Origin of the sequence: Azovibrio restrictus DSM 23866 (assembly GCF_000429665.1) — a bacterium.
In the GTDB taxonomy this organism is placed as follows: Bacteria; Pseudomonadota; Gammaproteobacteria; order Burkholderiales; family Rhodocyclaceae; genus Azovibrio; species Azovibrio restrictus.
This window is the reverse complement of sequence record NZ_AUCH01000004.1, coordinates 1-14635: the sequence shown is the minus strand read 5'-3', so window position 1 is coordinate 14635 and position 14635 is coordinate 1. Positions and strand designations below refer to the sequence as shown.

Genomic DNA, 14635 nt, shown 5'->3' with positions numbered 1-14635 from the left:
CCTTTCTCCGTGCCTCCGTGGTGAGGAACCCGGGTCACCCTTCCAGAAGCGGCACTAGCCAGCGCCCCAGGTCGCGGATTTCCTCCAGGCAGACCTCGTGCCCCATGGGGTAGCTGTGCCATTCGGGCTGCAGGCCGCCGGCCAGGAGCAGGTCCCGGGCCGCCAGCCCCAGGGCCGGGGCCACCACTTCGTCCGCATCCCCGTGGGCGGCGAACACCGGCAGCTGGCGGTGCTGTGGCAGCTGCCCCAGGAGTTCCGGAGCCGGGATGTAGGTGGACAGGGCCACCACCCCGGCCAGGGCGCCGCTGCGGGCCAGGGCCGTGCTGTAGGCCACGGCGCCCCCCTGGGAAAAGCCCGCCAGGACGATACGGCTGGCCGGAATGCCGCGGGCCTCTTCCCGGGCGATCAGGGCCTCCACCAGGGCGCAGGAGGCCTGCAGCCCGGCCGTGTCGATGCGCCGCTCCAGGGGGCTGAGGCTGAGGATGTCGTACCAGGCCCGCATCACGTAACCACCGTTGCAGCTCACCGGCTGCAGGGGTGCATGGGGAAAGATGCAGCGCAGGGCGGTGCCGGCGGGCAGGCCCAGCTCGGGAATCACCGGCACGAAATCGCTGCCATCGGCCCCCAGGCCATGCAGCCAGATCAGGGCATGGCGGGGATTGGGGGCCGTGTCGAAGCTGATGCCTTCAGGGGAATTCATCTTCAGTTGTACTCCGCCGGCTTATTGAAATAGGCCACGGCCTGGCGCAGGGCCTGGCGATCGGCCTGGGAGACCTGCTCGAAGCGGATGCCGTAGAGGAAACCCTCCCCTTCCCGGCGGCGCCACATGACCAGACCCCGGACCTGCAGGGGCCGCTGGTTACGGAATTCTTCCAGGCTGTTCCGGGGCAGGAACACCTCCAGGCCCAGTTCCACATCCTCCGGCAGCTCCCCGGCCAGGGCCAAGCGCAGGCCGGACAGGCTGATGTCCAAGGAGACCCCTTCGAGCAGGCTGTCCTGGTACTGGACGTTCACCCGCAAGCTGTTTTCCGCCCGGGGATAGGCGCGCTTGTCCCCGGCCGGCCGGCTGCCCTGGATCTCCCGGTGGAACTTGAAACCGCCCATGGTCTGGTTGAGCCGCTCGCTGACCTGGAAGATGGTGTCGCCGATGGCGGCCGTGGCATCCACCTTGGAGCCGCTCTCGTGCAGGGTCGAGAACAGGGCCTCCAGGGTCTGCTGCAGGCGGTCCAGCTCGGCCACCTGGCCCTGGCTGCCCTCGCAGATGCTGCGGCTGCTTTCGGCAGCGACGCTGATTTCCTGGACCATTTCCTCGATCACGGCCACGGTCCGGTCGGCCACCTGGCGGCTGTCCGCCACCCGCTCCACCACCATCTCCATGGAGCCCGTCACCTCCCGCACCCGGCTGCCCAGCCCGTCGATGATGGCCGTCACCTCCTGGGCCGAGTCACTGGTGCGTTCGGCCAGCTTGCGCACCTCGTCGGCCACCACCGCGAAGCCCCGGCCCGTTTCCCCGGCCCGGGCGGCTTCGATGGCGGCATTCAGGGCGAGCAGGTTGGTCTGGCCGGCGATTTCCCGGATGGTGCCGATGATGGCGTGGATGCGCGCCGATTCGGCCTCCAGCTCGCCGATGCTGGTGGAGGCCGAAGCCACCCCGGCGGCGGTTTCCTCCATCACCTGGATGTTGCGGCGCACGCTTTCTATGCCTTCCCGGCCCCGGCTCTCCAGCCGGGCCGACTGGCCCACGGCGGTCTGGGCCCGCTCCTCCACCTGCCGGGCGATGTCGTTCAGGCTGCGGGTGGCCTGATCCACCTCCTCCGAGCGGTTTTCTTCCTTGCGGCTCACATCGGCGATTTCCCGGGCGATGGTGGTCACCTGGAAAGCCGACTGGTGCATCTGTTTGCCGCTGTCCTCGATCTCCCGCAGGATGTCGGCAAAGCGCTGGCGCATCAGGTTGAAGCTGCTCTGCAGCTGGCCCAGCTCGTCCTTGGCGGTCTCCTGCACCGTATGCACCAGGTCCCCCCGGGACATGGCCTGCATGGCGTCCCGCAGGGCCTGGATGGGGCGCACGAAGTGGGTGGCCACGAAGCCGATGATCAGGAACTGCACGGCGAACTCCAGTCCCGATTCCCAGAAGGAATTGAAGATGTAGGCAGCCCGGTTGTCCATCATCTGGGCCAGCACCGCCTCGGGCACCTCCCCCGCCCGGGCAACGGCGATCATCTTGCTCAGCTCGTGGGTGGCCAGCAGGCGATTGAAGATCGTGGTGATCATGGTGACCACGAAGAATCCCAATTGCAGCTTCCAGCGGATGCTCATGCGCAGGAACCAGGCGGGCATATCAAACTCCATTGCAACAAAGTAAGCCCGCATCTTAACCCGGGCGCCCGGGCTGACCGAGCGCCTCACCGGGCTGCAGAAGAAATTTGCCCCGGGACCGCCGCCCCTGCCCCCCAGCCGTCCCGGGAGCCGCAACGCCCCGGGCGGCGGCGCTCTCATCTCCCCCGGCGGAGGCTGGGCAGGAAGGCGGTGAATAGGCCGATCAGGGGCAAGAAGGCGCAGATCTGGTACACCGTGGCGATGCTGGTGGCGTCGGCCAGTTGGCCGAGCAGGGCGGCGCCGATGCCGCCCATGCCGAAGGCAAAGCCGAAGAACAGCCCGGAGATGGCCCCCACCTTGCCCGGCACCAGCTCCTGGGCATAGACCAGGATGGCCGAGAAGGCCGAGGCCAGGATCATGCCGATGCACACCGAGAGCACCCCGCTCCAGAACAGGTTCACGTGGGGCAGCAGCAGGGTGAACGGCGCCACCCCCAGGATGGACACCCAGATCACCTGCTTGCGCCCGATCCGGTCGCCGATGGGGCCGCCGGCCACGGTCCCCGCCGCCACGGCGAAGAGGAAGGCGAACAGGTAGGTCTGGGCCTGGGGCAGTTCCAGGGCAAAACGGTCCATCAGGTAGAAGGTGTAATAACTGCTCAGGCTGGTCATGTAGAAGAACTTGGAGAACATCAGCAGGCCCAGGATGGCCAGGGACCAGCCGATCTGGCGGCGGCTCAGGCCATTGTCCCCCTGGGCCTTCATGCGCTTCTTGAAACTGGCCCCATGCCGGCTGGACCAGCGCCCCACCAGGCTCAGGACGCACAGCCCCAGGAGTGCGAACAGGGAAAACCAGGCGGCGCTGGCCTGCCCCCGGGGCACGATGATCAGGGCCGCCAGCAGCGGGCCGATGGCGGTACCCAGGTTGCCGCCGATCTGGAACAGGGACTGGGCCAGGCCCGGCTGGCTGCCGGCCGCCATGCGGGCCACCCGGGAAGATTCCGGGTGGAACACCGAGGAGCCCATGCCGATCAGCATCGCCGCCACCAGCACCGCCGCGAAACTGCCGGCCTGGGACAGGGCGAGCAGGCCCACCAGGGTGAAGCCCATGCCCAGGGGCAGGGAATAGGGCTGGGGCCGGCGGTCGGTGTAGAGCCCGATCAGGGGCTGCAGCAGGGAGGCCGTGAGCTGGTAGGCCAGGGTGATCAGGCCGATCTGGGCAAAGCTCAGGTTCAGGCCCAGCTTCAGCATCGGGTAGATGGCCAGCAGCACCGACTGCATCATGTCGTTCAGCAGGTGCGAGAAGCTGATGGCGGCAATCACCGGGTAGGTGGTGCCGTGCAGGGGATCGGCCCCGGTGGGGGCCGCCAGGGGCGGCTCGGCGGCAAGGGTCTTGTCCATGGAAAATGGCTCAGTAACACGGGGAGCCAGTCTAGAATGGCCACTCCTCACACGTCCTGACAACTACTATCGTGAACTGGACAACCCCCGACCCGAGCATGCGCTGCGGCCATGACGACGAACACCAGACCCTGCCCCACCCGGTCACCGCCAAGGCCAGGAACTACCGCAACGGCGAAACCCCCATCCACACCCATCCCCGGGCCCAGCTGATCTACGCCGGCAGCGGCGTGATGCGGGTCGAGACCGAAGCCGGCTGCTGGGTGGTGCCGCCGGTGCGGGGGGTGTGGATACCCGCCAACACGGCGCACCGGGTGATCATGCTCGGCCCGGTGCAGATGCGCACCCTCTACATCCGCCCGGACGCCGCCCCGAACCTGCCCGGCCATTGCTGCCTGCTGGAAGTCAGCCCCCTGCTGCGGGCCCTGATCCTGGCCCTGCTGGAAGAGCCCCTGGCCTACGACCGGGATGGCCGGGCCGGCCAGATCGCCGCCCTGGTGCTAAGCGAGCTGCGTTTCCTGAAACTGCCCGCCCTGCACCTGCCCATGCCCGCCGAACCCCGGCTGCGCCGCCTGTGCGAAACCCTGACCGCCGACCCCGGCCACCCGGCCACCCTGGAAACCCTGGCGGAACAGCAGGCCACCAGCAGCCGCACCCTGGCCCGCCAGTTCCAGCGGGAAACCGGCATGAGCTTCCGCCAGTGGCGCCAGCAGGCCAGGCTGGTGGAGGCCCTGGGCCACCTGGCGGGCGGCATGCCGGTGGCCCTGGTGGCCGCCAGGCTGGGCTACCGGAACGCCAGCGCCTTCACCGCCATGTTCCGCCGCACCCTGGGCGTGGAGCCCCGGCGCTATTTCTCCAGCCCCCCGGAAGCGGAAGCCCGGCCCTGACGGCCAAGGAGAAATCCATGGCCGCCTCTTGCAGCTTGCGCGCTGCCGTGATGGGATAGCGCGACACAAGCCAACCGAGGTGCTCCCATGAAGGAAAAAACCGTCTCCTCCCTGCCCGGCATCCCCACCGTGGCAGCCGCCATCCTGAGCATCCTGCTGGGCCTCTACCTGCTGCTCCTGGAGCCCCTCCGCTTATCCCCGCTGCTGGCCCTGGGAGCCGTGCTGCTGGTCCTGCTCGGCATCTTCCTCGGCGCCGGCCTGTACAAGGTGGAACCGAACCAGTCGGCGGTGCTAAGCCTGTTCGGCCGCTACGTGGGCACGGTGCGGGAAGACGGGCTGCGCTGGAGCAACCCCTTCTGCGCCAAGCGCAAGGTGAGCCTCCGGGTGCGCAACTTCGAGAGCGGCAAGCTCAAGGTGAATGACCTGGAAGGCAGCCCCATCGAAATCGCCGCCGTGATCGTCTGGCAGGTGGCCGACTCCGCCGAGGCCGTCTACAACGTGGACGATTACGAGAGCTTCGTGCACATCCAGTCCGAAGCCGCCCTGCGCGCCATGGCCACCAGCTATCCCTACGACACCACCGAAGAGAGCCACATCGCCCTGCGCAGCCACCCCCAGGAAATCTCCCACCACCTGCAGGAACAGATCGCCGAACGCCTGGGCAAGGCCGGGGTCCAGGTGATCGAGGCCCGCATCAGCCACCTGGCCTACGCCCCGGAAATCGCCCAGGCCATGCTGCAGCGCCAGCAGGCCAACGCGGTGATCGCCGCCCGCACCCGCATCGTGGCCGGCGCCGTGGGCATGGTGGAAATGGCCCTGGCGGAACTGGAAAAGAACGGCAGCATCCACCTGGACGAGGAACGCAAAGCCCAGATGGTGAGCAACCTGCTGGTGGTCCTGTGCGGCGACCGGGGCCCCCAGCCCGTGGTGAACACCGGCAGCCTGTCCTGAAATCCCGGGCGGGAGCCAAACCCGCCTGGCGTCCCGAGGCCGAAACGGAACTGGAATCTGGCTGGAAAGTGGCTAGAACAGGGCCTCCCCGGCTTTTTCCCGGTTTGACTTAGGTCAAGCCCGGCAGGCAGACCGATGCTAAGGTGATGCCGATTCCCCCACGCAAGCCATCCGCCCAGCGGTAGCCAGCCCATCTCATTCAAACGAGGACATCATGGCCGGAAGCGCGATTGGCACCATTGCGGACACCGCCTTAAACCCGGATTTCAACCTTGCCGCGGCAGTACGCACGCTGGCCCCCTATCTGCGCATCGCGCACCATATTCCCGGCCGCATCCGCTTCAAGATCGATACCGCCGTGCTCCAGGAACCTGCCCTCCAGGGCCTGGGCGACGAGGGCCTGAGCGCGGCCCTGGGCGCCATCCGGGGAGTGCGGGACATCCGCCTCAACAAGCTGGCCCGCTCCTGCACCATCGAATACGACACGGGGACCATTCCCGCCCCGGCCTGGAGCGACCTGCTGGCCGGCCAGGAAAGCCCCGCCGCCGCCGCCCTGTTCCGGATCATCGAGGAAAAATACACGGAGGTACGTCATGGCCAACTATGACGAAGCAATCCTGCGCAGCCGCACGCCCCAGCCCTCAGCCCCCTACCCCCTGCTGCACCAGGCCCTGCGCATCGCCCTCTACGACGAATACGCGGCCCGGGCCTTCTACCAGAAGGTGGTGGAATCCTTCGGCCCCCAGACCCCCTTCGCCAACATCGTCCAGGCCGAGGAACAGCACGTTGCCGCCCTGGGCAAGCTCTGCGAACGCTACGGAGTGCCCCGCCCCCTGGACCCCTATCCGGCGGAAACCACGGTGGCCCCCACCTGGCGCGCCAACCTGGAGCGTGGGGTGGCCGGGGAAATCGCCAACGTGCAGCTCTACCAGCGGCTGCTGCCCCTGGTGGCCGCCGCCGACGTGCAGCGGGTCTTCTTCAACCTGCAGTCGGCCTCCCAGGACAACCACCTGCCCGCCTTCCAGCGCGCCCTGCAGGGGGCCGTGGCCCGGGAAAGCTACCACGCCGCCCAGGGCATTCCGCCCAATCAGGCCTACGTCCGGCACGGACCGCTCACCAGCGTGCTGGAGCAGGGCTTCTCCCTGCTGGCGCGCCAGAACGGCGCCTTCGGCCTGGTGGGTTCCCTGGTGCGCGCCGCCCATCCGGCCATGCTCGCGGGCCTGCTTGCCGGCGGCGCCGCCGTCCATTACCTGCGCCAGCAGGACCGCAACTCCCCGTCCCAACCCTCAACCCAGGAGGACTGACCATGCTGCCTCTGCTCCCCTTTGCCGCCGGTCTCGTCACCGGCGCCTTTGCCATCAAGCTGTGGCGTAACGACAAGGCCCGGGAAACCCTGGGCACCGCCAAGGACAAGCTGCGGCTGGCCACGGCCGGCGGCCTGGCGCGCATCGAAAGCTCCAGCGCCGCCATGCGCGAACGGCTCACCCTGGTGGAAACCCCCGCCGCAACGGAACCTCCGGCAGCCAGCGCACCGGAGACCCCCGCCCCCAAACCCCGGCGCAGCCGCAAGCCCGCCGCCCAGGCAGAAGCCGCCACGCCCGCAAGCGCCGCCCCGCAGCCGGCGGCCAAAGCAGCCCCCAAGCGGGCCCCTAAGGAGACCTCCAAGGCGGCCTCCGCCAAAACGGGCACAGCCAAGGCGGCCGCCCCGAAGAAGACGGCAAGCCCCAAGACTGCAAACCCCAAGGCCGTCACCGCCAAGGCCACCGCCACAGGCGCCACAGCCCCGGCGGCCGCGCCCCAGGCAGCCGCCCCGGAAGCGGCCCCCGGGCCTGATGGAGAAAGCGCATGAAGCGGCGCCAGCCCTTCCTTCCCGGGGTCCATGCGCGCCCCGAGGGGAGCGGAGCCGATTTCCTGCGCGGCTTCGTCGCCGCCGGCACCCTGGGCGCGATCCAGCAGCGGGGCGGCCAGGCCCGCCTGGACCGGCGCACCCTGCGCCTGGCCCTGCAGGGCGGCAGCGCCCTGGCGGCCGGGTCCGCCGCCGCCCGGGCCTGGCAGGAGGGCCGCACCGGCCAGGCCCTGCTAAGCGCCGCCCTCGGCACCGGCGCGGTGCTGGCCCTCGAACATCTGTTACAGGAACCCATTGCCAAGGAGAAAACACATGGGCAAGAAGAAGCATAAGAAACACGCCGCACGCCAGGCCCAGGGAGGCTGGGGCGAAGGCGGTTTCGGTCAGGGCATGTATGGCGCCGGGATGGGTGCCGGGATGGGCGCCAACATGGGCGCTGGCGCCTTCGACCCGGCCGCCCTGAACGGCATGTTCGATGCCGCCGCCGCCAACCCCAGCGGCCTGCTGCACGGCATGCTGGGTTCGCGCCAGACGGAGCAGTTCATCCTGGGCGCCCTGATCGGCGCGGCGGCGGTGTACGTGCTCGGCGACGAGGAGATGCGCGGCAAGCTGGCCAAGGCGGCCATGAAGGTCTATGCCACCGTGGCGGGCGGGGTCGAGGAAATCAAGGAACAGATGGCCGACATCCGCGCCGAGGTGGAGGCGGAACAGCGGAGCTGAACGTGAGCGCCGCCCTCCTCTCCGTCCGGCCCGTGCATCACCTGCCCGGGCGCGTCCGCTTCCGCTACCGGGCCCAGGCCGGGCTGGATGCCGAAGCCCTGGTGCGGGCCGTGCACAACCTGCCCGGGGTGCAGGCCGCCCGGGCCAACCCGCCGGCACGGACCCTGGTGATCCACTTCGAACCCGCAGAAACCGACGCAGAGCAGCTGGCCGGCGCCCTGCTGCAGCTGGACCTGGCCGCCCACGCCCCACGCCGCCCCACGGGCGGACACCGGGACGGCCTCGCCGGCATCGCCGTCAGCGGCGCCCTGCTGGCCGGCAGCCCCCTGCTGCCAACCCCCCTGCAGATGCCGGCCACCCTGGCCGCCGCCCTGCCCCTGTTTGCCGAAGCGGTCCAGGACCTGCGCCAGGAAGGCATCACCTCCCACGTGCTGGAAGCCCTGGCCGTGGCCATTTCCGCCGCCCGGCGGGACTTCACCGCCGCCAACGCCACCATCTTCATGCTGGCCCTGGGGGAATACCTGGAACAGTCCATCGCCCGCCGCTCCGACGACCTGCTGAAGCAATTGCTGCGGCCCGACACGGGCCTGGTCTGGGTGGAGGAAAACGGCCAGGAGCGGCAGCTCGACAGCGCCAGCGTGAGCGTGGGCATGACCATCGTCGTCGCCACCGGCATGACCGTGCCGGTGGACGGCACCGTGCTCGGCGGCGAAGCCATGGTCAACGAAGCCGCCATGACCGGCGAGAGCGAGCCGGTGCGCCGCAAGCGGGGCGATACGATGCTCTCTGGCACCGTGGTGGAGGAAGGCCGGCTGCGCATCTACGCCGAGCACGTGGGACGCAACACGGCGGCGGCGCGGATTGCCGACTACGTGGAGCAGTCCCTCTCGGCCAAGAGCGCATCGCAGCTGAACGCGGCCCGGCTGGCGGACCGGCTGGTGCCGGCGGTGCTCGGCCTGGCCGGCGGCACCTGGCTCCTGACCGGCGACTGGCAGCGGGCCGCCGCAGTGCTCCAGGCCGACTATTCCTGCGCCCTCAAGCTGGCCACTCCGGTGGCCTTCAAGGCCGCCATGTACCGCTCCGGCCAGCAGGGCATCCTGTTCAAGGGGGGCGACGTGGTGGAGCGCCTGGCCGATGCAGACACTTTCGTGTTCGACAAGACCGGCACCCTGACCACCGGCCGGCTGGCCGTCACCGACTCCATCGCCTTCGATCCCGGCTACTCCCCCAAGGACCTGATCAACCTGGCCGCCTCGGTGGAGGAACACTACTTCCACCCCCTGGCCCTGGCCGTGGTGGAAGCGGCCCGCAAGCACCAGGGGCAGCACTTCGACCACAAGGAAGTGGAATTCATCGCCGCCCACGGGGTGGCCAGCGTCATCGACGGCCAGCGCATCGTGGTCGGCTCCCGCCACTTCGTGGTGGAAGACGAAGGCATCCCGGTCCATGCCCACCAGCCGGCCCTGGAGCAGCTCTACCGCCAGGGCAAGACCCTGCTCTACATCGGCTTCGGCGGCCGCCTGTTGGGCGTCATCGCCCTGAAGGACGAACTGCGGCCGGAAAGCGCCGCCACCCTGGCGCGCCTGCGCCAGCTGGGGGTCAGGCGCCTGGTGATGCTCACCGGGGACCACCGGCAGCGGGCGGCGGAAATGGCGGCGCAGCTGGGCCTGGACGAATTCCACGCAGAACTGCTGCCGCACCAGAAGGCGGAACTGGTGGCGCAGATGAAGGCCCGGGGCGACCGGATCGCCTTCGTCGGCGACGGCATCAACGACGCCCCGGCCCTGGCCGGAGCCCAGGTGGGCATCGCCATGCAGCAGGGCGCCGACATCGCCCGGCTCACCTCCGACATCGCCCTGCTCGAAGACGGCATCGAGCGGGTGGCCGACGCCAAGGCCATGGCCCTCGCCACCATGGGCCGCATCGACAGCAACTTCAAGCTCACCGTCGGCGCCAATACCGCCATCCTCGCCGCCGCCGCCTTCGGCAAGCTCTCGCCGGTGGCTTCCAGCGTCGCCCACAACGGCAGTACCATCGCCATCCTGCTCAACGCCCTGCGTACCGGTTGAACCCATGACCCGCATCGTCGCCTCCATCCCCGGCCGCATCCGCCTGCGCGACCCGGCCCTGCGCCAGCCCGCCCACCTGGAGCGGCTGCTCAGCTCCCTGGGCGCACTGCCCGCAGCCCTGGCGGTGGAAGGCAACCTGGGGGCCGGCAGCATCGTGCTCAGATACGATGCCGCCCGGGTCCCAGTGGAGACCATGGAAGCCGCCGTGGACCAGGCGGCAGATGCGGAATTCGCCCGGCCGCGCTCCGCCTACAAACCCTCCACCCGGGTTCGCCTGAACCGCTACGCCAAACGCGGCATGCTGGTCACCCTGGGCGCCTCCCTGGCCCTGGCCGCCGTCGGCCAGAAACGCTGGCACGCCCTGACGGGCGGCGCCTTCGTGGCTTGCCTGGCCATCCACCTGGCCGTCCATAGACGCAATCTGGTGCGCTGATGCTGGCCCGCAGACAACTGGGCATCCTGCTCTTCGACCAGGTGGAAGTCCTGGACTTCTGCGGCCCCTTCGAAGTGTTCTCGGTCACCCGTCTGGTCGAAGGCAGCCACCAGGAAGCCCCCTCCCCCTTCCAGGTCTCCCTGATCTCCGAATCCGGTGCCCCGGTGCTCACCACGGGCGGCATGAAGGTGCTGGCCGATTTCAGCTTCGAGAACTGCCCGGAACTGGACATCCTGCTGGTGCCGGGAGGCTGGGGCACCCGCCAGGAAATGTTCAACGAAACCCTGCTGGACTTCGTCCGCACCCGGGCCCCCCGGGTGGAAATCCTGGCCTCCGTATGCACCGGCGCCCTGATCCTGGCCAGCGCCGGGCTCCTGGACGGCCTGCCCGCCACCACCCACTGGAAATCCCTGGACCTGCTGCAAAGCCGTTTCCCCCGGGTCCAGGTGGAACGCCAGGCCCGGGTGGTCAAGGCCGGCCACATCATCACCTCCGCCGGCATCGCCGCAGGCATGGACATGGCCCTCACCCTAGTGGCCGACCTGCACGGCGAAACCATCGCCCGCCAGACCGCCCGCCACATGGAATACCCGTTTCCGGAAAGAGAAAGCCTGAGCAGGCGAGGAGATTTTTGAGGGTGGAGGGGTGATCTGCTTGGTTGGTACGGATTGAGCAGGTCCCGGCTTATGGGCTGCTGGTCGGCCTTTGCCGACCTTGAGCTTCTCGCCGGGATCGGGCAGAAATGCGCCGGTTTCCAGCCGCTCAGTAACTGATGGTGGTCAATGGCCGCTTTCGGCGGAATCGTAGGACGGCACCCGGCCAGTAGCGGACGTAGCGTAAATTGCTCCAAAGCAGCCGTAGGCAATAAAAGCTCAAAGAATGACAAACAGGAGTTCGGCTGGCACAATCCCAACACAATTGGACTGCGCCGCGTATGACTGCCATATATTCTCGTAAATATTGCCTGGGGTCTTCCTATCGCCTGTATCGGCAAGGCTTTGTAACTGCCGCGCCATCCAGGATATACGGCAGCCGGCCAGTTTATGCGGTAACAATGCCGTCTACTTTACGTTGGGCGTCAATCGTGGAACGTGCCGCTGGTTGAGCGGATTCATCTTTACAACGGGTCGGAACGACAGATGAAATCTGGAATCGCAATTGCTCTGCAATATCAGCATGACCATATCGAAGACGCTGTTCTTATCTACTCAAGCCAGGAATGTTCAGTTTTTCTGCTTGCCGAAGGTGAGCAAACGACGCCTTCATTCGTCAAGCTAAAGTTTGAAGGTGCAAGAAGTGTTCGCAGCGCCAGTACTGATTGCAGTCCTGCGATAGGGATATACCCAAGCAATCCGGGAGATAGCTTTCTCGTCGAACTGACCGATTCAAAATGGCCCATTGAAGCTCACAACGCCTACACATATGCCAACTCACCGCTTAAGCCTAGAGGTCGGCATTTTGTTGTTTCCAACCATGATGTCTTCCACGAGATACTCGCAGAATCATTCGAGGAATCCCTAATCGTTTCAGGCAACGCAGAGTATGAGTGCATCAAGAAGTACTTCGCGTAACACAACCGTGGTTACGCCCAACCTGGCAGTCGAGCGGACCTGCGCGAAAAGCCGCGCAGGCCGCTCACTTCTACGTTGGGCGTCACCACAGCTATGACGACTACTCAAGAGTCCCTTGAACGGTACGCCGCGAAATTGCTGTTTCAATATCGCGTCGTCACCAAAGGCGCATCAAACAAGCGACGGCTGTGCGAAGAACGCATCGTGATTGTTCAGGCTGAGACAGCTAGGCACGCTCTGGCTCTTGCCAAAGACGTTGGACGCAAAGCTCAGCACTCGTACAAGAATGGGCTTGGTGGAAAGGTCAATTTTCAGTTTGTCGGTGTTCTCGATCTTCTTCACCTTGGAGTTGAATGCGAAGAAAACGAAGTCTGGTACGACATCACAGAGCGGCTAATGCCTATGGAGCGTCGACGGAAGATTGTTCCGCCCGAACACAAATTGAACGCCATCGCTCAGGAGATCGTCCGCGCATGACCGATATCAAAGAGTCACTTGAGCGCGCTCGACCGGTGACGCCCAACCCATCCTTCCAGGGGACCGCCGGCAAGCTTTGCTTGCCGGTTCCCTCCGCCCTTCGGGCTCCGGCGGCCCCTGAAGTCAAACGTTAGGTCTCTTACTTCTACCTCTCTACTCCTCATCACATGCGCCAACTTACGATTCTTAGCGGGGCCGGTATCAACCTTGGTATCTCCGCCGCATGTCCGCAAGCGGACGAAATGCTGAACTTTACTTACCAGAAGATCAGCACTAGCGTCTTTTCCAGAATTGACCCTCAGCTAAAGGCAATGTTTACGCCAGAGTCGTTCGACTACATCCTGGGCGGTCTTCTCACGGTGAACCTTGCAATCGAGAGAACGAAGCAAGACCTGAAGCGTTTCAAGATGGACGAAAAGGCGTTTTCTGATCTGTTCAGGCAATCTGATCTACAGGCGTCCATCATCAGCGCCCTCGACGAGATCGAAAACCAACTTACGATTTCGCTAGGGCAAATGCTCGACGTCGTGGACGCCTTCTCACCAGCCATTGAAAGGCTAGTGTCAAGCTACGACACCATCAATTACTTTACGGTCAATTTCGATGGAATCTTTGACCACATCATCTACGGCCGCGGTTACAAGCGCAAAAACATTGTTACTGACTTCTGGAAAGGAAGCGGAGCACTTGATCAAAAGGCAGCAGCAAAGGTCAAAGTGTTCCACCTTCATGGTGACCTAAGATACAAGCCATTCAAAAAGACCAACTACAACACCCCCCCATACCGGTGGCCTGTTCTCGTAGTCGGCGATCAGGAGGTCAAGAAGGGCATCATTGCTTCGAACGAAGCACTACGGTTCTACAACAATAGCCTCCGAGCTGTCTTCGATAACCGCGGCCCCATGACTAAGAATGACCTAGCCATTATCGGCTTTGGGTTCCGCGACGAAGATGAACACATTGTGTCGAGAATCAAACACGGTCTTTCTGCTGGCGTATTTGACAGGGTTTCACTATTCGATCCGGAGGACAAGCTGAGCGCACATCCAGCCAAGCATGAGTGGGTTAGCCCGTCAAAGGAAAATCTAATTTCCTATGTTGGTCGATTGTAGAGCGTGTCATTACAGAGACCTAACCTTTCGTTGCATGGGACGCTTCGCCTATCGGCGGCGCGCCCCTGAACTCAAACGTTAGGGCTCAGATCCGAGAATGTCGGACACCATCTCACTTGAAGAGTCCTTTGAATACTCCCTTCACAACTTTCTGGAGTGGCTCCAGGTTATGACATTGGAGCCCATAGCCCTTTGCGACGCCTGGGGAAACTACAACGTCGCCTGGGAACTCCTGGCGGACCTAAGGAACGATGGAGACTCAATAGTGACAATGCCATGTAGCTACTTGAGCGAAGAACAGAGGCATGATGTTCGTGGGTTCCTCGACAGTCTTGCCAACATCCCGAAGGAGTTGCTTGTCCCGGCGACGTCTGTGTCCGCAAACCGGGAAGCGATGAGTCATCCTTGCTGGGTACCGTATCGGTCTGCTGCTTCAGCGCTGTTGCTTTCCCTAGAGTCTGCGGCCGTGAGAAACCAAGGGTACTTTTCGAGCCTATGAGCCCTAACATTTCGTATATGGACTCCCCCGGAAATCAAGGAAACTGAACGATAGGTTTGGCAGCTGGAAAGCGCATGCAGTCGTATATCCGGCATCTGGTGTGGGTTCTCTATGACCCGTGCCGACATGGAATCTGCTCACGGTGCGCCAATCGGTACAAGCGGCAGGCAAGCTGCCGGAAGAGTTATCGGCGTCAATCCGTGTCGGTGCGATCCGTTTAGCCATGATGGGCGATCAGTCTCAAAGCAAACGCGGGAGGGGAAACAACAGGAACATGGGGTTTCCTTTCAGCCGGCAATGGCAAAGGCGGTACGACTCAGTTTCTTTTCCTGACGTGGCTGCGGATGACCGTAG

18 protein-coding genes are annotated in these 14635 nt (G+C 65.3%); 15 read left to right on the top strand and 3 right to left on the bottom strand.

Features of this window, described 5'->3' with window-relative positions:
• Nucleotides 1-34 precede the first annotated feature (34 nt).
• From G474_RS0105105 to G474_RS0105095, 3 genes are all read right to left on the bottom strand, one after another.
• Nucleotides 35-700 carry an alpha/beta hydrolase gene (locus G474_RS0105105; protein WP_026686041.1) on the bottom strand — a complete coding sequence of 222 codons (666 nt, stop codon included), beginning with the start codon at nucleotides 698-700 and terminating at the stop codon, nucleotides 35-37.
• Nucleotides 701-702: 2 nt separating this feature from the next.
• A complete protein-coding gene (locus G474_RS0105100; RefSeq protein WP_026686040.1) occupies nucleotides 703-2337 on the bottom strand; it encodes a methyl-accepting chemotaxis protein in 1635 nt (544 codons plus the stop codon).
• Between the two features lie 155 nt (nucleotides 2338-2492).
• Entirely contained in the window at nucleotides 2493-3716 is a 1224-nt protein-coding gene (locus tag G474_RS0105095) for an MFS transporter (RefSeq protein ID WP_026686039.1), read from the bottom strand.
• 71 nt (nucleotides 3717-3787) lie between these two features.
• Between G474_RS0105095 and G474_RS0105090 the strand changes: the two genes are divergently transcribed.
• The 15 genes from G474_RS0105090 to G474_RS23860 all read left to right on the top strand — a co-directional run.
• Nucleotides 3788-4603 carry an AraC family transcriptional regulator gene (locus tag G474_RS0105090; RefSeq protein WP_211228056.1) on the top strand — a complete coding sequence of 272 codons (816 nt, stop codon included), beginning with the start codon at nucleotides 3788-3790 and terminating at the stop codon, nucleotides 4601-4603.
• Between the two features lie 87 nt (nucleotides 4604-4690).
• On the top strand, nucleotides 4691-5554 hold the full coding sequence (locus G474_RS0105085; RefSeq protein WP_026686037.1) for an SPFH domain-containing protein: 864 nt from the start codon (nucleotides 4691-4693) through the stop codon (nucleotides 5552-5554).
• Nucleotides 5555-5768: 214 nt separating this feature from the next.
• Nucleotides 5769-6161 (top strand): hypothetical protein, encoded by a 393-nt coding sequence (locus tag G474_RS0105080; protein ID WP_084513569.1) that lies wholly within the window; start codon nucleotides 5769-5771, stop codon nucleotides 6159-6161.
• Nucleotides 6148-6858 carry a ferritin-like domain-containing protein gene (locus G474_RS0105075; protein ID WP_026686035.1) on the top strand — a complete coding sequence of 237 codons (711 nt, stop codon included), beginning with the start codon at nucleotides 6148-6150 and terminating at the stop codon, nucleotides 6856-6858. The genes G474_RS0105080 and G474_RS0105075 overlap by 14 nt, the downstream gene beginning before the upstream one ends.
• A 2-nt stretch (nucleotides 6859-6860) precedes the next feature.
• Nucleotides 6861-7403 carry a hypothetical protein gene (locus G474_RS19605; protein ID WP_051281889.1) on the top strand — a complete coding sequence of 181 codons (543 nt, stop codon included), beginning with the start codon at nucleotides 6861-6863 and terminating at the stop codon, nucleotides 7401-7403.
• Nucleotides 7400-7732: a hypothetical protein gene (locus tag G474_RS19600; protein WP_043463319.1), complete on the top strand. Its 333-nt coding sequence runs from the start codon at nucleotides 7400-7402 to the stop codon at nucleotides 7730-7732. The genes G474_RS19605 and G474_RS19600 overlap by 4 nt, the downstream gene beginning before the upstream one ends.
• On the top strand, nucleotides 7713-8120 hold the full coding sequence (locus G474_RS24065; RefSeq protein WP_043463317.1) for a YtxH domain-containing protein: 408 nt from the start codon (nucleotides 7713-7715) through the stop codon (nucleotides 8118-8120). Before G474_RS19600 ends, G474_RS24065 begins: the two co-directional genes overlap by 20 nt.
• 2 nt (nucleotides 8121-8122) lie before the next feature.
• Nucleotides 8123-10189, top strand: a complete 2067-nt coding sequence (locus G474_RS0105055; RefSeq protein ID WP_342663573.1) for a heavy metal translocating P-type ATPase — start codon at nucleotides 8123-8125, stop codon at nucleotides 10187-10189.
• A 4-nt stretch (nucleotides 10190-10193) separates the two neighbouring features.
• Nucleotides 10194-10622, top strand: a complete 429-nt coding sequence (locus tag G474_RS0105050) for an HMA2 domain-containing protein (protein ID WP_026686032.1) — start codon at nucleotides 10194-10196, stop codon at nucleotides 10620-10622.
• Nucleotides 10622-11257, top strand: a complete 636-nt coding sequence (locus tag G474_RS0105045; RefSeq protein ID WP_026686031.1) for a DJ-1/PfpI family protein — start codon at nucleotides 10622-10624, stop codon at nucleotides 11255-11257. The genes G474_RS0105050 and G474_RS0105045 overlap by 1 nt, the downstream gene beginning before the upstream one ends.
• Nucleotides 11258-11761: 504 nt before the next feature.
• Complete coding sequence (locus tag G474_RS22410) at nucleotides 11762-12193, top strand: hypothetical protein (protein WP_084513568.1); 432 nt, start codon at nucleotides 11762-11764, stop codon at nucleotides 12191-12193.
• Between the two features lie 93 nt (nucleotides 12194-12286).
• Nucleotides 12287-12670, top strand: coding sequence for a DUF4288 domain-containing protein (locus G474_RS0105040; protein ID WP_026686030.1), 384 nt, complete (start codon nucleotides 12287-12289; stop codon nucleotides 12668-12670).
• 242 nt (nucleotides 12671-12912) lie between these two features.
• Entirely contained in the window at nucleotides 12913-13782 is an 870-nt protein-coding gene (locus G474_RS0105035) for an SIR2 family protein (RefSeq protein WP_026686029.1), read from the top strand.
• A 97-nt stretch (nucleotides 13783-13879) separates the two neighbouring features.
• Entirely contained in the window at nucleotides 13880-14281 is a 402-nt protein-coding gene (locus G474_RS23865; RefSeq protein ID WP_026686028.1) for a hypothetical protein, read from the top strand.
• A gap of 142 nt (nucleotides 14282-14423) precedes the next feature.
• A partial coding sequence (locus G474_RS23860) for a hypothetical protein (protein WP_211228055.1) occupies nucleotides 14424-14635 on the top strand: 212 nt, incomplete at its 3' end.